Genomic DNA, 18,825 nt, shown 5'->3' on the forward strand with positions numbered 1-18,825 from the left:
CGCTCTCACTTCCCTGCCGTCGGCGCGGTGCGCCTGCGGTGATCCGCCACGAGGTCGATCGGGGGCCGGGCCGGGCCGGCCGGTCGCGCGCCCGGGACGCGCAGCCGCGCCAGCACGGCGTCGGGGGCTTCGAGGGCCGCGCCGAGCAGGCCGAGGAAGGTGTCTCGGACGCCTTCCGCCGTGGCCCGGTCGTAGTGTGCGGTGGCGTGGCCGAGGGTGCCGGTGAAGCGTCCGCCGGAGTCCTCGACGACCACGGTCAGGTCGAGGGCGGCGGCCTGCGTGGGCAGCGCCAGGGACGACACCGGGAGTTCTCTGCCGCCCACCCGGGGAGGGGTGTTGAGCATGACGAACCCCACCTGCACGAGCGGGCTGCCCGTGCGGTCGGCCGCGCCGAGGGCGGTGGCGAGCTGTCCCAGCGTGACGTCCGCGTGCCGCAGCAGGTCGCGGAACTCGGCGCGCATGTCGCCCCAGGCCTCCGTGACGGTCCGGCCGGGCCGGTTGTCGCATCGCAGCGGCACCGTGTTGACGAAGAACCCGGCGGTGCGGTCGAGCCGTGGGTCCGGCCGGTTGACGAGGATCGTGCCGAGCAGGAACCGCTGTTCGCCGCTCCAGCGCCGTACGGTCTCCTGGAAGACGGTGAGGAGGAGGAGGTACGGGGTGATGCGGGCCTCCCGGGCCCGCTGCCGCACGCGGTCGGCGAGCTCGGCGTCCAGCTCGAAGCCGAGTTCCTCCCCGGCGTCCCCGCGGTCTTCCGCGGGGCCTCCCCCGGGCCGGTCCCGGAGGGCGGTGGGCGCGCCGAGCCGGAGCCGGGTGGGCAGCCCGCGGAGCCGCTCGGCGCGCGCGGCCACGCGCTCGCGGTGCTCGGGGGTCGCGTGGACCGCCCGCTCCCAGCGGGCGAAGTCGGTGTACTGGAGCTCGACTTCGGGGAGTTCCGGCTCGGATCCGGTGAGGACGGCGTCGTACACGGACCACAGCTCGTCGAAGAGCAGGGCGAGCGACCAGCCGTCGACGGCGATGTGGTGCAGGCAGACGAGGAGCAGGTCGCCGTCGGGCAGTCCCTGCCACAGGGCGACCCGCAGCGGCGGCTCCTCTTCGAGGAGGAACGGTTCGGCAGCCCTCTCGCGGACCTCGCGGTGGGCTCGTTCGGTGGCGTCGGGCGCGCCGGACAGATCGGTCGCCGCGACGGTCACGGTCGTGGACGCGTCGACGACCTGGACGGGTGCCCCGTCCCGCACCGGGAAACGGGTGCGCAGGATGTCGTGCCGGGCGACCAGGGTGTCCACGGCGCGCCGCAGCGCCGGGAGGTCCAGCGGCTCGGGGCACGGCAGGACCAGGGGCACGTGGTACGCGGTCGAGCGGGGCTGGGCCCGGTGGATGAACCAGAGGCCTTCCTGCGCGCTCGACAGAGGGGCCTCCCCGGTCTCGCGGCGTTCGAGCGTGGGCGGCCGGCCGGTGCCGGTGCTCATCGGGCGGTGTCCGCGGGACCGGCGGCCCCGGCGTCGGCCAGCTCGGCGAGGGTCTCGGCGAAGAGCAGGTCGGCGGGGTTGAGGTCGATGCCGCCGCGGGCCCGCAGGCGTGAGGTGGCCTGGAGGGCGAGGATCGAATTTCCGCCGAGTTCGAGGAAGTTGTCGTCGGGGCCGACCCGGTCGAGGCGCAGGAGCTCGCCGAGGACGGCGTACAGCTCTATGAGCGGGCCGGCACCGTGGGAGGACGGCGGGCCGTCCGGGCCCTCGGGGTCGCCGTCGGGGTGCCCGGCCGCGGCGTGCCCGGCCGCCTCCTCCGCTCTCTCCAGGAGGCGGGCGCGGTCGGTCTTGCCGTTGGCGTTGAGCGGGATGTCGGCCACGACGAGCCAGCGGGTCGGCACCATGTAGCCGGGCAGGCGCTCGCCGAGCAGCTCGGCCAGGCGCGCGGTGAGTCCTTCGGTGTGCGCGGGGTCGGTCGGCAGGACGAAGGCGACGAGGGCGCCGCCGGCCGCGTCGCCGGTCTTCTCGACGACGGCGGCGGAGACGAGGCCGGTGGCGAGGAGCGCCCGCTCGATCTCGGCGGGCTCGATGCGGAAGCCGCGCAGCTTCACCTGGCGGTCGAGCCGCCCGACGAACTCCAGTTCGCCGTCGTCGAGCAGGCGGACGAGGTCACCGCTGCGGTAGGCGCGGTCGCCGTCGTCGAGCACCACGAAGCGTTCGTCGGTGAGCTCGGGGGCGTCGAGGTAGCCGGCCGCCACCTGCGGCCCGGAGATGTGGAGCTCCCCCGTGCCGCCCGGTGCCACCGGGCGCCCGCGGTCGTCCAGGACGCGCAGCCGGGTCTCCTGGACGGGCGCGCCGAGCGGGACGCGGCTGCGGTCGGTCAGGTTCTCGCCGGTACAGAGGAAGGCGGTCGCGAAGGTGGTGGTCTCCGTGGGCCCGTAGACGTGCACGAGCCGCCGGGGCGGCTTGTGGTCCAGGACCCGGCGCGCCCGCTCGATGTCGAGCGCCTCGCCGCCGACGAGAACGTTGTCGACGGAGTGGAAGGCGTCGGGGGCCTCGCGGGCGATGCTGTCGAAGAGCGAGGTGGTGAGGAACATGCTGGTGACCTTGGCGCCCGCGAGCAGCTCGGCCCACTCCTGCATGGGCAGGTTCATGACATCGGGGAGCACCACGATCGTCGCCCCGGCGGCGAGGGTGTTCCACACCTCGAACGTCGTGGCGTCGAAGGCGGGATTGGCCAGCGCCGCGACCCGGTCACCGGGCCGGACCCGGCAGTACTCGGGGGCGTGCGTGAACGAGCGCACGGCGCCGTGGGTGATCACGGCCCCCTTGGGCCGGCCGGTGGACCCCGAGGTGTAGCCCACGTAGAGAGGGGTGTCCGCGTCCACGCCGGGGAGGTCCGGGACCGGGGCGTCCGGCGCGGCGGTCGGCACCTGCACCCGCACCGGCCCCTCCGGGAGCGCGGCCGGGTCGTCACCCGCCACGACCGCGACGGGCCGTGCCTCGCCCACGAGGAGCTCGAGGCGGGCCCGCGGTGCGTGGAGGTCGAGCGGCACATAGGCGGCACCCAGCCGGGCCACCCCCAGCAGAGCGACCACGAGCCGGGCGGACCTCGGCAGGGCGACCGCCACCCGGTCCCCGGGGCGGACGCCCCGCGCGGCCAGCGCGGCGGCCGTCCAGCCGGACCGCTGCCAGAGCTCGGCATAGGTCAGCGCGGTGCCGTCGGCGTCGACCACCGCGACCTCCGCGGGCCGCTCGGCCGCATGCCCGGAAACAGTCCCATGAACAGGAATGAATGGCGCGCCAAAACGTCGATCCACGGCTCCCCCTCCGGCTTGTCGCTCTCCGCCACGCGAACTTTGATCATTCTCATCACAGCGGGCGAGGCAGAGTCAATGGACGTTTTCCGGACAGGAATTGAATCATTATTCCAACAAGGATGTTTCATTCTATTCGTCAGCGGTGCGTGATGACTGAATTCGTTTTCATTCCGGGCTGGAGGGCGGCCGGGGCGCAGGCCGCCGGGGAGACGGGGCCCTGCACGGCGGCAGTGCCGGGGAATGCCCGCACCCTCGATCCGCACCCTCCGTGATGCGGCCCTGATGTCAATAGGACGAAGGTCCTTCCCCGCACGTCAGGAAATAAGTCATGTTCACGCGCGCATTCCGGCGCACGATTGCCCCGCCGAAATCGCCCCGATGGGCGCCCGCCCGCCCCCTTTCGGCGAAGTGCGGGCATTCGACCGCTCATTGACCGGGGGCCGGAAACGCGAAGTGGTGGCCGGGATGCTCCCGACCACCACTCGCTGGTGAACCTGTCGTGTCCGAGGGGGGACTTGAACCCCCACGCCCGATAAAGGGCACTAGCACCTCAAGCTAGCGCGTCTGCCATTCCGCCACCCGGACAGGTGTGTCGTCCTCCGCGGGGCTGCCCGCGGCGACAGGGATCAATCTACCAGGGATTCGAGCTGCCGTTCACCACGTTTCCCGTGGTCAGCGAGGTATGGAGGACCCGGAGCAGCTGCCGGGACCGCGCCCGGAGGCCACCGGACCGACCCGCGCCGCCCGGCCTCCGCGCGTCCCGGCTACTTGGGCGGCAGGCCCGCCGCGAAGGCCCGGCCGCGCTCGACCCACTCGGCGAGGGCGGCGTCCTCCGCGACGGCGGCCGCGTCCACCACGACCCACCCCCGCATCGGGCGTCCGGTCATGTCGAACAGCCGTGCCCCCGGCCGGGAGAGCGCGTCGTCGGTGGCGTCCGGACCGACGCGGACCATGAGGTCGTCCCCGGTCACGCCCACGGCCATGTTCCCGGCGCAGAGGAACGCGATCCCCCCGAACATGCGCTTCTCCGTGATCGCCGGATCCCCGGCCAGACGCGCGCGGATCCGCTCCGCGAGACCCTCGTCGAATGCCATGGGACGTCTCCGTGGTCAGCGCCCCGACGGGGCTGTTCGCGGGGCGGCGGTGGTGCCCCCGAGTCTGGCCGACGCCGCCCGTGGCCGCCACTCACGGCGCCCGGGCGCGCGTCGGCCTGCCGGCCCCCCGGTCGCCGACGCCCGTAGTGCCCGTTTGCCATACTGCTGCGATGCCGTCGACGCCACGCCCCGCGCAGCAGCCCGGCCCCGAGAGCGGCGCGCCGTTCGTGCGCTACCAGGCAACGGTCCGCAGCCCGCGCGGACACTTCCCGGGGATCTTCGCCCTGGCCAACACCCTGGCCCGGGACGGCCGGCTCAGCGAGGATCAGTACCGGTTCTGGCGGGCCGCGAACGACTGGTACGACGCCGCGTACCCCGACCCCTCCGCCACCGACCCCACGGTCTACGACGAGGCCCGCCACCCCGGCGCCGTGGCCTGGTTCAAGGCCACGGCCACCCATCTCCTCGACCGGGTCCCCGGCTACCTGGACCTGCTCGCCGCGCACGGCGTGCCGTGCGTACGGGTCGAGTCGGCGGACCCGGGCCGGATCGTCTACGAGGACGACGTGCAGGTCGTGGTCGTGCCGTGGGGCCGGGCACCCGCCCCGGTCCCCACCGGCGCCGGCCCGCGCCGACGCCCCGTCACCCCATCACCCCGGAAGGCGGGTTCCCCCCGGGAGACGGATGCCGAACTCGTCCCGCAGGACCTTGAGGACCTCGGAACCGTCCGCGAGCTCCCGCTCGGTGAGTGAGCCGTCGGGGGCCGTCTCGGTGAACCGGCGCCCGGTGAGCGAGAGATGGGTGTCCGGGGTGGTGCGCTGGACGTAGACGCCGCGGGCGAAGGGCGAGCGCGGGTTGGTCGCGATGTGCCAGTTGATGACCTCGTAGTCGGGCGCCTCGAACGGTTCGACCGTGAAGGAGTACTGGTCCTCCCACTCCCCCTCCGCCATCAGGTACGCCTGGAGCTTCCACAGCTCCAGCGGCCCCTCGTGGGGCTCGTGCACGAGGCGGTGGCGGCGGGGCGCGTCGTGGAGTTCGACGCCGGCGGCCAGCGGGATCGGTTCGAGGAGCGAGCCGATGCTGCCGAAGCCCGCGTCGGTCACGTACGGCACGGGCTCCCCCGGCACCTCGGTCAGCATGAGCATGTGCGTGCGGGGCCGGACCTCCCCCTCCCGGGCCCCGACGAGGACGCGCGCGGTGAGCAGCGTGACCCGGAAGCCGATGGCGGTGAGGGCCGCCGCGAGCAGGGTGTTGTGCTCGTAGCAGTAGCCTCCGCGCGCGCCGTGGACGAGCTTGGCCTCCAGGTCGGAGAGGGCGAGCGAGGGCGCGGCGCCCAGGACGGGGTCGAGGTTCTCGAAGGGGATGCCCTCGATGTGCGCGCGGTGGACGGAGCGCAGCACGTCCAGGGTGGGGTGCGTGTCGCCGGGCCGGCCGATGCGGGTGAGGTAGGCGTGGAGGTCGATGCTCATGGCCCCACCGTACGCAGGCACCCGCGGCGCCCGCCTCGGCCTGACGCCCGGTCCGGGACCCCGTGGGACCTACGCCTTTCGTCCCGGCCCGCCCGCACGCGGCGGGCGGGCCGGACGCTCGGGTCCGGCGGCCCGGGCGGTGCCCCCGGATCCCGTGGGTCGTGGCTATGCCGCCGGGGTCCCGTAGACCTTGAACTCCCAGAGGGAGTAGCCGTACGGCGTGGCCCGCCCGGTGCCGTGGACCCGGACGTAACGAGCGGTGCCGGAGACGGTCAGGTCGTCGGTGGCGCCGTCTCCGGTCGTGGTGGCGTAGAGGTCGGTCCAGGTGGTGCCGTCCAGGGAGCCCTGCACACGGTAGGCGCGGGCGTAGGCGGCCTCCCAGTCGAGCCGGACGCGCGAGAGCGCGACGGGGGAGCCGAGGTCGACGCGGAGCCACTGCGGGTCGACGCCCTCGACTGAGGCCCAGCGGGTGCTCCCGGACCCGTCGACGGCCTTGCCGGGTTCGAGTCCGGCGGCCTCCGTCGACGAGGCGGCGACCGGGCGCCCCTGGGAGAGCAGGGTCTCGGTTCCGTCGGCGGACCGGGTGGTGCCGGTGACGGCGGCGGAGGCGCCGGAGATGTTCCCCGCCGCGTCGCGGGCCCTGACGGTGAAGCCGTACGCCGTGTTCGGGGCGAGGCCGGTGACGGTGGTGGCGGTGCCGGTGACCGTGCCGACGAGAGTCCCACCCCGGTGGACGTCGTAGCCGGTGACGCCGACGTCGTCGGTGGCGGCGTCCCAGGCGAGGGAGACGCTTCCGGCGGTGCTGCCCGTGACGCGCAGGCCGCCGGGTGCCGTCGGTGCCTGCGTGTCCGGGGCGGGTCCGCCGCCGGTGAGCTGGTAGGCCCGCAGGTTCTTCAGGAGCAGGTAGGTGTCGCGCAGGGACCCGGAAGTGTCGCCCAGCGAACGGTAGATGCCCCACTTGGGCCGGACGCGGTCGGCGAGGAAGGTGTCGACGCCGGTCCTGGTGGCGTCCACCACCGTGGTGCCTGCGCTCTTGACCACCCAGCGCACCGAACCGGCCGTGCCGTCGCCGATCTTCATCTCGTACTCGATGTCGATCCACTTGTTCTGCAGCGGCTCCAGCTCGGTCCGGCCGACCAGGACGTCGCCGTCGAAGATCTTGTGCTCGATGGTCTGCTTGCCGTTCACGCGGCGCAGCGAGGTGACGGTGATCGGCGAGGTGCCCGTGCCCGGCTGCTTGGTCTGCATGATGTGCGTGAAGGTCGAGGTGGCCATCAGCGAGCTGGGGATGTACATCGAGTACGTCACCCGCCAGGTCTCGCCGGGCCGCCACTCCAGGAAGCTGGACGACGAGGTGCGGTTGCCGGTGACCTCCTGGCGCTGCCGGTCGGTGGCGGTGTCGCGATCCACCATGTGCATGTCAAATCGGTAGGCGTCTCCGGCGACCTTGATGTGGGGCGCACCCCCGGGATGGGAGTCCGCCCGGTCGTCCTCGACCGTCTCGAACGCGCCCAGGCCGTCCCCGGCCACGTCCGGCGCCCACCGGAGCGTCCAGGCGGCCGCCGCTCCGGCGGTGGACGAGGGGGAGACCAGGCCGAGCAGGGTCAGGGCGAGCGCCGCCAGGGCCGCGAACGCGACCGGGATCACACGTCGGCGTGTCATGTACCGCCTCCGGAGGGGGAGTTGGGGCCGATGTCGTTGGTGCGCGCCATACTGCCCGCCCGGCAGTCGTCAGTAAAGGTTCCTGACAGTTCTGGCCGCAGACCGACCCCGGACCTCAGACCTCCAGCTCGACGTCGGTGAGCGGGTACGCCACACAGGAGTGCGCGTAACCGGACCGCGCGTCGGACAGGCGCGGCCTGGCCTCCTCGGCGCTGTGCACCGTGCCCTTGACCACCCGTACGCGGCACAGGCTGCACTCGCCGGACCGGCACCCGGCCTCGGGGCGGATGCCCTGGTCCTCCAGGGCATCGAGGAGCGGCCGGTCGCGGCGGGTGCGGAAGGACCGTCCGGCGGCGGTGACGGTCACCTCGGCGGCCGGGTCGACGCCGGCCGGCCAGTGCGGCCGGCCGGCCGGATCGGCCGGGGCCCCGTTGGCCTCGAAACGGATCCGGCGCCGGGGATGGCCGAGTTCGGCGAGCCGGCCGAGGGCGTACGGGTAGAGGGCCTGCGGCCCGCACACGTAGACCATGCGTCCGTCGAGCGGCCCGGCGAGCGTCCTGATCAGAGCGGAGGTGAGGAATCCGGTCGGTCCTGACCAGCCGGCGTCCGGTTCCGGAGCGGCGACGACGTGGTCGACGCGGATCCGGGGGTGGTGCGCGGCGATCGCGTCCAGTTCCTCGCGGAAGAGGATGTCGCCGGCCGAGCGGGAGCCGTAGAGGAGGTGGAAGCGGCGTTCGAGCCCGTGGTCGAGGATGTCGCGGATCATGCTCATGGCCGGAACGACGCCGGAGCCGCCCGCGAGGAAGACGACGTCCTCGCCGTGGAAGAGCGGGTTGTGGTGGAAGGTGCCCTGCGGCCCGCTGGTCGTCAGGGTGTCGCCGGGCCGCACGGTGTCGGCGAGGTGGTTGCTGATCCGCCCGCCGGGGACCCGGCGCACCGTCAGGTCCCAGTGGTCGCGACGGGCGGGGCTGGAGGAGATCGCGTACGGCCGGCTGGTGCCGTCCGCGTGGACGGCGACGTACTGCCCGGCCAGGAACGGCGGCAGGTCGGAGCCGTCGGTGCGGCGCAGCCGGAAGGTGACCGTGCTGGGGGTCTCCCGGACGACGGCGTCGACCGTGAGGGTCAGGCGCGCGGGGTGGTGGACGTCGCGGAGCCGGCGGGTGCGTCCGGCGTGGTCGGCGGTGTCGGCGGGGCGGCCGTCGATCTCGGCCCGGACGGCCTCGTACCCGTCGAAGAGCGGGGCGAGGGCGTGGACGGAGCCCGCGCCCGCACCGGTGCGGGCGGCGCGGGCGGAGCCGACGGCGTCCCGGCCGGCGCCCGCGGACCCGCCGTGGGCCGTGGCACGGGCGACGCCCGTGTCGCGACCGGCACCGGCCTTCAGCAGGCGGCGGGCGACGCGGTAGCCGGACTCCAGCGTCGGCTGGAAGCCGCCGGACCCGGCCCAGGATCCGGCGAGATGGAGCCCGGGCACCCCCGGGTCGCGCAGGCTGTCGCGGAACAACCAGCTCTCGGTGCGGTCCTGGTCGTACCCGTAGATCGCGCCGCCCGGATGCCCGAGGTAGCGGGCCAGGGTGAGCGGGGTGGCGACGTCCACCTCCTCGATGGCGTCCCGGATGCCGGGGGCGACGGCCCCGACGCGGTCGAGCAGGGTCTCCGCGTAGGCGAACTTGGTGCGCGCGTACGCGGCGGGCGGGATCCGCTCCCAGACGTCCCCGTACTGCAGGGTCGTGAGGCTGACGTGCGTCGCGCCGCTCGGGGCGAAGCCGATCGGCGCGACGTCGTACGACGAGACGCAGATCCCGCGGGCGGGCTCCAGGGTGCGCCAGGAGGCGTAGGTGCGTGCGTCGTCGAGGTCGGCGTTGACGAAGGTGGTGCTCGCGGTGAAGCCGAGTTCGGCGGGGGTGGCGTCGAGGCCCATGTGGAGGACGAAGCCGGAGACTCCCACGCGGCGGCTCGCCAGGTCGGCGCGGACCCGGGCCGGTACGACGGCCTCGTCGAGCATGCCGTACGTGACGGGCAGGGAGGCGTTGGAGACGACGTCACGGGCCGAGACCTCCTCGCCACCGGCGAACCGGACCCCGACGACCCGCCCGCGCTCGGTCAGGAGGGCCTCCGCCTCGGTGTGGAAGCGGGCCTCGCCGCCGGCCGCGAGGAAGGAGTCGAGCAGGGCCGTGGACAGGGCCTGGGAACCGCCCCTGATGTGCCAGGGCTTGAACTCCAGGTAGGCGAAGAGGACGAGGGCCAGGTCCTGGAAGGCGAGCCGGGACGGCGGCTGCCCGAGGTAGGTCCAGTAGGTGGCGAGCACGGACTTGAGGCCGGGGTCGTCGAAGTGCTCGTCGAGGACGTCGCCGAGCGGGCGCAGCCCCTGGCGGAAGAGCAGCGGGTCGATCCGGTCGGCGGGCAGGCCTCGCATGGCGGCGACCTGCCAGAAGGCCACGTCCCCGACCAGCCGGAGGAATCGTTCGACGCGGTGCCGGTTGCCGGGGAAGGCCGCTTCGAGGGCGTCGACCGCGCCGGCCCGGTCAGCGGGCACCGTGACGTCGTACCGGCCGGGGACGACGGCCCGGTAGAGGTCGCGCTCCTCGACGAAGTCGAGCTTTCCGGCGACCCCGAGGTCGTCGAGGAGACCGCGCAGGGTGAAGGCCTGCCCTTCGGCCCCGATGCCGGACAACTGGTGCAGGGCCACCTCGAATTCGTACCGCCCGCGCCGGAAGGAGGTGGCACAGCCGCCGGGGACGTTGTGCCGCTCGACGAGCAGGGTGCGCACTCCGGCCCGCTGGAGGGTGACGGCGGCGGCGAGTCCGGCGTTCCCGGCACCGATGACGACCGCGTCGACATCGGGGCTCACGCCCCGGCCGCCTCTCCGGCCTCCCGGGCGATCCGGTCGAACTGGGCGCCCATGGCCGCGGCGAGGGCCTGCGCGGCGGAGAGCGGGCGGACCATGACGGTGAAGTCGTCGATCCTGCCGTCCTCGTCGAAGTGGAGGAAGTCGCAGCCCTGGATCCGGCGCCCGCCGACGGTCGCGGTGAAGACGAGCGCGTGGTCGCGGCCGTCCGGGTCCGCGATCTCGCGGACGTACGTGAAGTCCTCGAAGACGCGCATCACGCCGCGGAGGATCGCGGCGGTGATGGCCTTGCCGGGGTACGGCTTGAAGGCGACCGGGCTGGTGAAGACGACGTTCTCGGCGAGCAGCGCCTCGATGGCGGCCTCGTCACGGGCCTCGACGGCCTGGCGGAACGGGTGCATGATCCATCCTCGCGTTACTCAATTAATTGAATAGGTGATGAGGAGAGTAGGGCGAGAGGGGGGCGATGTCCAGGGGCCTCCCCGCGAAACCGCCCCCGGCGTGGGATTTCTCGTGTGCCCGGCCACGAGCGGGCACCCTCGGCACGTAGGCTCACGGCGGCGCGGCACATGCGACAAGGAGGACCCATGAACGCCACCGAGGAAGGCCGGCAGCGGCTGGACGAGGCCGACGTCCTCAACGCCAAGCGGACTCTCGTCCAGCTCCTGGAGCGGGCGGGGGTCTACTCGGGTGACGCCGAGGAGCTCATCGGGCTGGTCGAGGCCGGAGCGCTCGCCCTGGCCCACGAGGAGCTCGGCACCCTCGCGCGGAACGCCCCCGGCGAGAAGGGCGAGCCCTACACGTCCGGCTGGCTCGACGGCGCCGGCACCGCCGCGGACGAGCTCGGCGCCCTCGCCGAACGGAGCCTGAGCCGGGCGGTCCGCTCCGAGACGCCGGGCGCGGACACGGAACCGCGCACGCGGGTCGGCCGGATGGAGCTGGAGCGGGCGAAGGTGGTGGTCCTGCCGCTCTACCTCTCCTTCACCACCGTCTCCGACCTCGACCCGGAGGTCTCCGAACAGGTCCTCACGGCCGTCCTCGGCACGATGAGCGCCCGTCAGCGGGCCGGATACGCGGGCCGGCTCACCCGGTTCGCCGCGACGCACCGCGACCGGGTGGAGCGGATGTACGCGGAGTACGGCCCCGGCAGCCCGATCGCCATCCACGGCCGCTACTCCCTGCTCCACTCCCCCGCCAGCATCGCCGTCCTGGAACGCCTGACCACCGTGCCGGACCCGCTGCGCGAGGAGTGGGACGCGGCCGAACTCCCGCCCGCTTGGCTGGGGGGCCTGACGACGGCGTGGGAGACGGCGGCATGACGGACCGGGGTGCGCCGATGAGCCGCCGCACCACACGGCCCGCCTTACCGGCCGTCGCGTTCGTGGACACGGACCGGATCGACTTCGTCGAGCACCCTCCCCCGCCGCTGACCCCCGAGGAGGGCCACGCGGTGGACCGCCTCTGGACGGAGACGGCGGCCCGCAACCCGGCGACCTTCGACGGCCCGCTCGTGGCGAGCCTGGGCCTCGACCGCCCGGCACCCGGCCTCGTGTCGGTGCGCTGGGCCAGGACGACCTACCGCTACCGGGCCCTGCGCCGGCTGCGCCCGCCCTCCGCGGTCCCGGGGTCCGTCTTCGTGACGGTGCTGCTGCCGACAGAGGAGGGCCTCGTGGTGGGCCGCGGCTCCCCCGCCACCGCCGCCCCGGGCCGCTGGACCCTGCCGGGCGGCGCGGCGGAACCGCCACCGGAGGGGCGACCACTGGACCTCGCGGCGCTCCGCGCGCACGCCGTCCGGGAGCTGGCCGAGGAACTCGGCATCCGCGCGCCGGAGTCGGAGCTGCGCCTGGGCGCGCTCACCCGCGGCGCCCGCTTCGGCAGCCTCGGCTTCCACTTCCTGGCCCGGCCGGTACCCGCCGAACTGGTACGCCGTCACCATGCGCGCCTCGCCGCTGCGGAGTCGGCCCACGGCGCCGGACCGGAACTGGACGCGCTCGCGTTCGTCCCCGCGGCGGACCGCCCGGAGGCCGTCCTCGCCCGGTGCGCCGACTACCTCCCTCAGCTGCTCGACCGCCACTTCGCCCGCACGGACTGAGGGGGTGCCGGCAGGGGGTGCTCCTCACGCCTTCCGCCGACGAGCCGCGGCCGGCCCCCCTTCGGCCCCCGGCCTGCGCCGGGCCCCCGGCGGTCAGCGCTCCGGGCGCAGACTGCCGGCAGGCAGGCCCAGTTCGCGTTCGGCGACGCGGACGGTGAGCGTGTCGAGGACCGGGTGGATCGACGAGGCGTCCTCGTCGGCGTTGGCGTAGGAGTCGAGTCCGTCGATCGTGACGAGGAGCACCACGCAGGCGGCCGCCGGATCGTCGGTGTCGAAGTCGCCGGTGCGGACGCCGTCCTCGATGAGGGCGGTGAGCGCCGCGCGCATGATCGCCTCCTGTTCGGCGACGACGGCCCGCAGGTTCGGGCGGTAGCGCGCGAGATGGCGGGCGTTGAGCCAGAGGCGGCCCAGGTCGGCGAAGTCGGCGTCGCCGATACGGGCGAGGAAGCGGGCGAGGCGGCGGACCGGGGGCAGTCCGTCGTCGTCGGCCGGGAGCAGGGCGCCCCGCTCGCGGGTGACGGCGCGGGCGAAGGCCTCGCACAGCAGCAGGTCGATCGTGGCGAAGTAGTGGCCGATGAGGCCGGGCCGTACACCCAGCTCGGCGGCGACCTGCTGGGTGGTGACCCGTTCCAGCCCGTGCTCCAGGGCGAGGCGGGCGGCGGCGTCCAGGATCTCGGCCCGACGCTCGGCGGGCGGTTTGCGGGTGCGCTTGCTCCGGGGGGTTGACGTCACACGGAACAGACTATTGGATGGCGCACCAACAAGCTATTGGTTACCTAACCAATAAAGCTCCGCGCATTTCCCGGCCCCTCCCCCGGCCCCTCCCCCGGCCCCTCCTCCCTGGACAAGGACCCCAGCCATGGCACCCACTCCCGCGCCCCACGACGTGGTCCGCGCCGCCGACGGAGCGGCCGGCGGTGTCGACCGCGCCGGTCGGGTCGAGACCCGCGGCATCGACTGCGTGCCCGACGCCGAACGGCACGGCTCGCCCCGCGAGCTCTTCGCGATCTGGGCCGCCCCCAACGTCAGCTACCTGAGCTTCGTGGTCGGCGCCACGCTCGTCCTGATCGGCCTGCCCCTCGTCGAGGCCCTGGCCGTGATCGTCGGGGGAAACCTCCTCTGGCTGCTCACCGGCTTCGTCGCGATCAGCGGCCCCGCCTCGGGCACCACCGGTTCGGTCGTCTCCCGGGCGATCTACGGTGTCCTCGGCAACAAGATCGTCGTGGCCCTCACCGGCTGGCTGATCTCCGCCCTCTATCTCGCGCTCAACTGGTCCGCCGCCTCCGTCGCGGGCATCGGCCTCGCGGGCCGGCTCGGCCTGCCGGAGTCCACCGCCCTCGACGCCGTGGTGATCTGTCTGATCGCCGGCGTCACCGTCCTCATCGCGATCTACGGCCACGCCACCATCGTGCGCCTCTACTCGGCCCTGACCGTGCTGCTCACCGGTGTCTTCCTCGTCGTCTCGGCGCTCGTCGTCGCCCACGCCGACTGGTCCTACGCGCCCGCCGAGCCGCTCACCGGCGCGGCCCACGCCGTCGCCCTCGCGTCCGGCTTCACCCTCGTCGCCTCCGCGCCCCTCTCGTACGCCAACAGCCCCGACCTCGCCCGCTACCTGCCCCGCGACAGCAGCGCCACGGCGATCACCCTGTGGACGGCGGCCGGAGCCTTCCTGCCCAGCGTCCTGTTCACCGCCGTCGGCGCGCTCGCGGCCACGAGCCTCGACATGAGCGACCCGCAGGGCGCCCTCGAAGGCCTGATGCCCGGCTGGTTCGCGCCCCTCTTCGTCCTCGGGGTCGTCGTGAACACGATGGCCAACAACGGCATGACCGCCTACAGCGCGGGCCTCTCGGTGCAGTCGATCGGCATCCGGCTCCCCCGCGTGGCAGCGGTCCTGGTCGTCGGTGTCATCGGCACGGCCATGACGCTCTTCGCGATCCTCGTCTTCGACTTCCTCACCGCCGTCAACGCCATGATGGAGCTCGTCGTGATCGTCACCGGCCCCTGCATGGCCGTGTACGCGACCGACGTCCTGCTGCGCCGCAACCGCTACGACGGCCTCGCGCTGCACGACCAGCGCCGGACGGGACCGTACTGGTACCGCGGCGGCGTCAACACGGCCGGCGCCCTGGCCACCCTCCTCGGCGCCACCGCGGCCGCGCTCTGCGCGAGCTCCACCTTCTGGGCGGGCTCCGTCTCCGCGGGCCTCGACGGCCTCAACCTGGCCGTCCCGGTCGGTGTCCTCGGCTCTGCGGCCCTGTACTGGGCGCTGTCCCGGGCCTTCGGAACCCTGCCCGCCCCGTCGCCCGCGAACGCCCCGGCAGCCGCACCCGCACCCGCGTGCGACTGACGTCCGGCCGCCGCGCCCTCCCCGTACCGCCGCACCTCAGGAGCCGGACCCGTGACCGAGCCTGACCCCGTACCGTCCGCACCCGCCGTGTCCCCCGCACCCTCCCTGTTCGTTGCGCCCTCCGCCCCGGCGTCCGCCACGCCGTCGGCTCCGGCGTCCGCCTCCGCGCCCTTCCCCCGCCCCGAGCACCGGCCGCACGTGGCCGTCGCCGACTCCGATCCGCGTCGGCGCGGGTACGACCGGGGCCGACAGCTCGTCCCGGCCCTGCACGGCGCGCTGGAGACGTACGACCGGCTCTTCGCCCTGGGCGGCATCCGGCCGGAGACCGTCCGCGACGACGCCCGCCGGGCGCTCGACGCCGTCGACGCCTTCCGTCCCGCGCTGCGCGAGCAGATCCAGGGGATCGCCGCGGGAGCCGGCGTCGAGGCGTGGCGGATCGCGGCGCTCAACGCCCGTACCGAGATCCTCGCCCGCTCCACCGCCGTACCTCCGGGTGAGTGCTCGACGATCGTCCGCGCGGCCCGCACGCCCGACGGCGCCGGCCGCACCCACGTCGGCGTCCAGACCTGGGACTGGCACGTCGAGCTGAGCCCGTACTGGCACACCGTGGAGTCGGCCGGCGGGACCCACCGCTACGCCGGCCTCACCGAGCACGGCATCCTCGCCAAGATCGGCGTCAACAGCGCCGGGCTCGCCCTGCACTTCAACATCCTCGGGCACGAGGACGACCGGGCCGGAGGGATCCCCGTGCACGTGCTCGCGGCGCTCGTCCTGGAGGAGGCCGGAAGCGTCGCCCACGCGAGGGAGCTCGTCGAGTCCGCGCCGCTCACCTCGTCCGGTTCCTTCATGCTCTTCGACGCCGACAGCGCCGTGCTGCTCGACCTGAGCCCCGTCGGGGTCTTCGAGGCACCCCGGGTGGCTCCGGACACCCATCTGCGCACCAACCACTTCCTCACCGAGGTCCCGGCGGCGCGCGAGAAGACCCGGCTCTACCAGCCGGACTCCGGGGAGCGCTTCGGCTTCCTCCGCGAGCGCCTTGGCCGCGCCGGGGACCACGGGCGGGACGGCGGCGCGGGCGAGGCCGGCGGTGCGGGACAGGACGGCGGCGCGGGACAGGACGGCGGCGCAGGACAGGACGGAGCCGGACCCGTGGCCGGGTTCGCGGCCGGCCCCCGCGACGGCGCCCGCGCCCTCCCACCGGTACCCGTGACCGTCGAAGGGCTGCCGCGGGAGCTGGTCACAGGTCCGGGCGAGCCGCCCGTCACCTGCGTCCCCGACCTGGCGGCGCCGCCGGGACGCCGCTGGGCGAGCCTCGCGACGGTCGTGCTCGACCCGGCCACCCGCACGGCGCGGGTGCTGGACGGCACGCCCGCCGAGCAGTTCAGCCGACCCTGGATTCCGCTCCGGGCCTGACCCGCGGCGCCGTGACGGCGAGACCGCCGACGAGGGCGGCGAGCAGGAGGGCGCCCGCGCCCCACCAGAGGCTGGTGGCGTACGCGTCGACCAGGCGGCCCGAGACGCTGTCCCCGTCGGACATGAGCGCGGTGCCGAAGACGGCCACGCCGACCGCCGCACCCAGCTGCCCGACGGCCGCGACCGCCCCGGCGCTGCCGCCCGTCCCCGCGGGCACCGGCCCCGCCGGGGCGCCGGTGGCGAGGTCGTACAGCGGCGGAAGGGCGAGACCGGTACCGACGCCGACGAGCAGCAGGGTGGGCAGCACGACCGGCAGGTAGGCGCCGCTGATCGGGGCGACCGCGAGGACGGCGAGCCCCGCGCCCGTCAGGACCGTGCCCGTCACGACCAGGATCCGGGGCGCGGTGGGCGAGGTCGCCCGGGCGGCGATCAGCGTCGCCGCCAGGAGGGCGGCGACGACCAGCGGCAGCACTCCCAGTCCGGCCGTCACGAAGGTCTGGCCCAGCACGTAATGGAGCCGGAACGACACCGCTCCGTAGAGGGCGAACGTGCCGATGCCCAGCAGGACCAGGACACCCAGCGAGCCGGCCCGGCGCGGGTCCTTGAGCGCGTGTGCGGGAAGGAGCCGGGCGGCCGAACCACCCTGCGACCCGAGGAAGGCGGCGCCCAGCACGAGGCCCGCCGCGAGGGGCACCAGGGTCGTCGGCTCGGCCCAGCCGTACTGGCCGACCCCGCCGAGTCCGTAGCAGAGGGCGCCGAGTCCGAGGGTGCCCAGCACCACCCCGGCGGGATCGAAGCGGGCACCGGCCGGAGCGGCGGGTTCGGACACCAGGGTCAGCGTGCCGATCAGGGCGACGACCGCGAAGGGGATCGCGCCGTAGAAGGCCACCCGCCAGCTGAGCAGCTCGGTCATCATCCCGCCGGCGAGCATCCCGAGGGCGGCCCCGCCGCCGACGGCACCGGTGAAGACACCGAAGGCCGTACGGCGCTCCTTGGCGTCGGTGAAGCCGGCGGCCACGAGGGAGAGCGCCGCCGGCGTGAGCAGCGCGGCGCAGACCCCCTGGAGGAGCCAGGCCACGACGAGCAGCGCCGACGAGGGCGCCGTCCCGGCGAGCAGGCAGGCGACCGTGATTCCGGACAGGCCGATGACCAGCACCCTGCGGCGGCCGACGAGATCGGAGAGGTGCCCGCCGAACAGCGCCAGGGCGCCGAGGGAGACCGCGTAGGACCGGAACATCCAGTTGACCGTGTCCATGTCCAGTGCGAGGTCGGCCTGGACGACCGGCACGACCTGGCCGAGGACCGAGCCCTGCATCACCACGAGCAGCTGCACCAGGACCGCCACCCCGAGTCCCCACCAGCGCCGGGGGTTCGGGGTCGGGTCGGGGACGAGGTGCGCCGGGGTGGTGTCCCCTGACCACACGTCTCCGGCCGCGGCCCCCTGCCCGAGCGGCGGACCGAAGCCCTCCCCCGCGCCGCCGGCCGCGGGCGCGGTGGGCGCGTAGGCGGGCGGCGGCGGTACGGGCTGCCCCTGCTGCCGGGCGAGGGCGACCCGGGGATCGACCTGGGCGGGCACGGCGGGCGGCGCGTCCCGCAAGGGAGGCGCGAAGTCGAGCAACTGGGCCGCACGCCGCCCGAGTTGGGCCAGTACGGAGCCGGGCAGCCACTCCCTGGTGTCGTCCGGCACCGCGGTCTCGGCGATCTCCCGCGGCGTGGGCCGCCGGGTCGGGTCCTTCTCCAGACAGGCCCGTACGAGGCCGACCAGCGGGTCCGGTACGCCGGTCAGGTCCGCCTCCTCCTCGGCCACACGGAAGAGATGGGCGTTCAGACCGGTGTCGGTGGCGCCGAAGAGCATGCGACCGGTCGCCGCGTACACGAGCACGGCGCCGAGGCAGAAGACGTCGCTGGCGGGGGTCAGTTCCAGCCCTCGGACCTGCTCGGGCGACATGAAGCCGGGCGAGCCGATGAGCATCCCGGTGTGGGTGTGCAGGCTGTCGCCGGTCAGGCTGTCCATGGCACGCGCGATGCCGAAGTCGATGACACGGGGCCCGTCCACGGTGACGAGCACGTTCGACGGCTTGAGGTCCCGGTGGATGATTCCGGCGGCGTGGACCGTCTGCAGGGCGAGGGCGAGCCGGTTGGCCAGCGCGCGCACGGAGTGCTCGGGCAGCGGGCCGAAGTCCTCGGCGACCACGGTGTGCAGGTCGGGCCCGGGAATGTACTGGGTCGCCACCCAGGGCACGGCCGCCCCGGGGTCGGCGTCGAGCACGTCCGCCGTCCAACTGCTCCCGACCCGCCGTGCGGCGGCCACCTCTCGCGCGAAACGCCGCCGGAACTCGGCGTTCCCGGCGTACTCGGCCTGCACGACCTTCACGGCGACGGTGCGTCCCGCCTCGGAGCGCCCGAGATAGACCAGGCCCATGCCGCCTGCTCCCAGGCGGGCGATGAGCCGGTACGGGCCGATGCGAGGGGGATCTTCCGCGGTCAACTGGTCCACGAGAAGGGAAGATATCCGAACCGGCCGCACCGATCCGGTGCCTTGACCCGATCGGGACCGCCGCGCACGAGGCCTCCCCACCCGAACCGCTGCCCCGCGGGCCGGCCCCTCCCTGGTCGCGGA

General features: G+C 74.2%; 13 protein-coding genes, 1 tRNA gene and 2 pseudogenes. 5 read left to right on the plus strand and 11 right to left on the minus strand.

What is annotated here, in order from left to right; translation table 11 throughout:
• Nucleotides 1-5: 5 nt before the first annotated feature.
• The 4 genes from ACIRQF_RS11255 to ACIRQF_RS11270 all read right to left on the minus strand — a co-directional run bounded on the left by ACIRQF_RS11255 (nucleotide 6) and on the right by ACIRQF_RS11270 (nucleotide 4,377).
• Nucleotides 6-1,466 carry a condensation domain-containing protein gene (locus tag ACIRQF_RS11255; RefSeq protein WP_404091046.1) on the minus strand — a complete coding sequence of 487 codons (1,461 nt, stop codon included), beginning with the start codon at nucleotides 1,464-1,466 and terminating at the stop codon, nucleotides 6-8.
• The gene (locus ACIRQF_RS11260) at nucleotides 1,463-3,283 is read right to left on the minus strand and encodes a non-ribosomal peptide synthetase (RefSeq protein WP_404091048.1); all 1,821 of its coding nucleotides are present in this window, start codon (nucleotides 3,281-3,283) and stop codon (nucleotides 1,463-1,465) included. Before ACIRQF_RS11260 ends, ACIRQF_RS11255 begins: the two co-directional genes overlap by 4 nt.
• A gap of 500 nt (nucleotides 3,284-3,783) precedes the next feature.
• Nucleotides 3,784-3,868, minus strand: a tRNA-Leu gene (locus ACIRQF_RS11265).
• Between the two features lie 179 nt (nucleotides 3,869-4,047).
• Nucleotides 4,048-4,377 carry a TfoX/Sxy family protein gene (locus ACIRQF_RS11270; protein ID WP_404091051.1) on the minus strand — a complete coding sequence of 110 codons (330 nt, stop codon included), beginning with the start codon at nucleotides 4,375-4,377 and terminating at the stop codon, nucleotides 4,048-4,050.
• A gap of 170 nt (nucleotides 4,378-4,547) precedes the next feature.
• Here ACIRQF_RS11270 and ACIRQF_RS11275 point away from each other — a divergent pair.
• Nucleotides 4,548-4,970, plus strand: a pseudogene (locus ACIRQF_RS11275) (hypothetical protein); the annotation flags it as partial.
• Between the two features lie 57 nt (nucleotides 4,971-5,027).
• On the opposite strand, the gene ACIRQF_RS11280 reads toward ACIRQF_RS11275, so the two are convergent.
• The 5 genes and pseudogenes from ACIRQF_RS11280 to ACIRQF_RS11300 form a co-directional block, all read right to left on the minus strand.
• Complete coding sequence (locus ACIRQF_RS11280) at nucleotides 5,028-5,846, minus strand: arylamine N-acetyltransferase (RefSeq protein ID WP_404091053.1); 819 nt, start codon at nucleotides 5,844-5,846, stop codon at nucleotides 5,028-5,030.
• Between the two features lie 165 nt (nucleotides 5,847-6,011).
• Complete coding sequence (locus ACIRQF_RS11285; protein ID WP_404091777.1) at nucleotides 6,012-6,743, minus strand: discoidin domain-containing protein; 732 nt, start codon at nucleotides 6,741-6,743, stop codon at nucleotides 6,012-6,014.
• Nucleotides 6,717-7,508: pseudogene (locus ACIRQF_RS11290) on the minus strand (Tat pathway signal sequence domain protein); the annotation flags it as partial. The gene ACIRQF_RS11285 and the pseudogene ACIRQF_RS11290, both read right to left, overlap by 27 nt.
• A gap of 115 nt (nucleotides 7,509-7,623) precedes the next feature.
• Nucleotides 7,624-10,356: an FAD-dependent oxidoreductase gene (locus tag ACIRQF_RS11295; protein ID WP_404091056.1), complete on the minus strand. Its 2,733-nt coding sequence runs from the start codon at nucleotides 10,354-10,356 to the stop codon at nucleotides 7,624-7,626.
• Nucleotides 10,353-10,754 carry a nuclear transport factor 2 family protein gene (locus ACIRQF_RS11300; RefSeq protein WP_382480092.1) on the minus strand — a complete coding sequence of 134 codons (402 nt, stop codon included), beginning with the start codon at nucleotides 10,752-10,754 and terminating at the stop codon, nucleotides 10,353-10,355. Before ACIRQF_RS11300 ends, ACIRQF_RS11295 begins: the two co-directional genes overlap by 4 nt.
• A gap of 186 nt (nucleotides 10,755-10,940) precedes the next feature.
• On the opposite strand from ACIRQF_RS11300, the gene ACIRQF_RS11305 reads away from it, so the two are divergent.
• Complete coding sequence (locus tag ACIRQF_RS11305; protein ID WP_404091059.1) at nucleotides 10,941-11,672, plus strand: hypothetical protein; 732 nt, start codon at nucleotides 10,941-10,943, stop codon at nucleotides 11,670-11,672.
• Nucleotides 11,669-12,445 (plus strand): NUDIX hydrolase, encoded by a 777-nt coding sequence (locus ACIRQF_RS11310; protein WP_404091062.1) that lies wholly within the window; start codon nucleotides 11,669-11,671, stop codon nucleotides 12,443-12,445. Before ACIRQF_RS11305 ends, ACIRQF_RS11310 begins: the two co-directional genes overlap by 4 nt.
• Nucleotides 12,446-12,538: 93 nt before the next feature.
• Here the strand turns inward: ACIRQF_RS11310 and ACIRQF_RS11315 are convergent, their stop codons facing one another.
• Complete coding sequence (locus ACIRQF_RS11315) at nucleotides 12,539-13,177, minus strand: TetR/AcrR family transcriptional regulator (protein WP_382480088.1); 639 nt, start codon at nucleotides 13,175-13,177, stop codon at nucleotides 12,539-12,541.
• A gap of 127 nt (nucleotides 13,178-13,304) precedes the next feature.
• Here ACIRQF_RS11315 and ACIRQF_RS11320 point away from each other — a divergent pair, with 127 nt between their 5' ends.
• Both ACIRQF_RS11320 and ACIRQF_RS11325 read left to right on the plus strand, forming a co-directional pair.
• Nucleotides 13,305-14,792, plus strand: a complete 1,488-nt coding sequence (locus tag ACIRQF_RS11320) for a purine-cytosine permease family protein (RefSeq protein ID WP_404091064.1) — start codon at nucleotides 13,305-13,307, stop codon at nucleotides 14,790-14,792.
• A gap of 51 nt (nucleotides 14,793-14,843) precedes the next feature.
• Nucleotides 14,844-16,205 (plus strand): C45 family autoproteolytic acyltransferase/hydolase, encoded by a 1,362-nt coding sequence (locus ACIRQF_RS11325; RefSeq protein ID WP_404091067.1) that lies wholly within the window; start codon nucleotides 14,844-14,846, stop codon nucleotides 16,203-16,205.
• Here ACIRQF_RS11325 and ACIRQF_RS11330 read toward each other — a convergent pair.
• Nucleotides 16,174-18,702: an MFS transporter gene (locus tag ACIRQF_RS11330; protein ID WP_404091069.1), complete on the minus strand. Its 2,529-nt coding sequence runs from the start codon at nucleotides 18,700-18,702 to the stop codon at nucleotides 16,174-16,176. The genes ACIRQF_RS11325 and ACIRQF_RS11330 overlap by 32 nt on opposite strands.
• Nucleotides 18,703-18,825: the final 123 nt, after the last annotated feature.

Origin of the sequence: Streptomyces sp. NPDC101191, assembly GCF_044767915.1 — a bacterium.
Classification (GTDB): Bacteria; Actinomycetota; Actinomycetes; order Streptomycetales; family Streptomycetaceae; genus Streptomyces.

What these genes read in the sequence shown, in the direction of transcription:
- ACIRQF_RS11255 (WP_404091046.1), bottom strand. Translation starts at nt 1,466, where the DNA reads ATGAGCACCGGCACCGGCCGGCCGCCCACGCTCGAACGCCGCGAGACC.
- ACIRQF_RS11320 (WP_404091064.1), top strand. Translation starts at nt 13,305, where the DNA reads ATGGCACCCACTCCCGCGCCCCACGACGTGGTCCGCGCCGCCGACGGA.
- ACIRQF_RS11280 (WP_404091053.1), bottom strand. Translation starts at nt 5,846, where the DNA reads ATGAGCATCGACCTCCACGCCTACCTCACCCGCATCGGCCGGCCCGGC.
- ACIRQF_RS11300 (WP_382480092.1), bottom strand. Translation starts at nt 10,754, where the DNA reads ATGCACCCGTTCCGCCAGGCCGTCGAGGCCCGTGACGAGGCCGCCATC.
- ACIRQF_RS11305 (WP_404091059.1), top strand. Translation starts at nt 10,941, where the DNA reads ATGAACGCCACCGAGGAAGGCCGGCAGCGGCTGGACGAGGCCGACGTC.
- ACIRQF_RS11310 (WP_404091062.1), top strand. Translation starts at nt 11,669, where the DNA reads ATGACGGACCGGGGTGCGCCGATGAGCCGCCGCACCACACGGCCCGCC.
- ACIRQF_RS11270 (WP_404091051.1), bottom strand. Translation starts at nt 4,377, where the DNA reads ATGGCATTCGACGAGGGTCTCGCGGAGCGGATCCGCGCGCGTCTGGCC.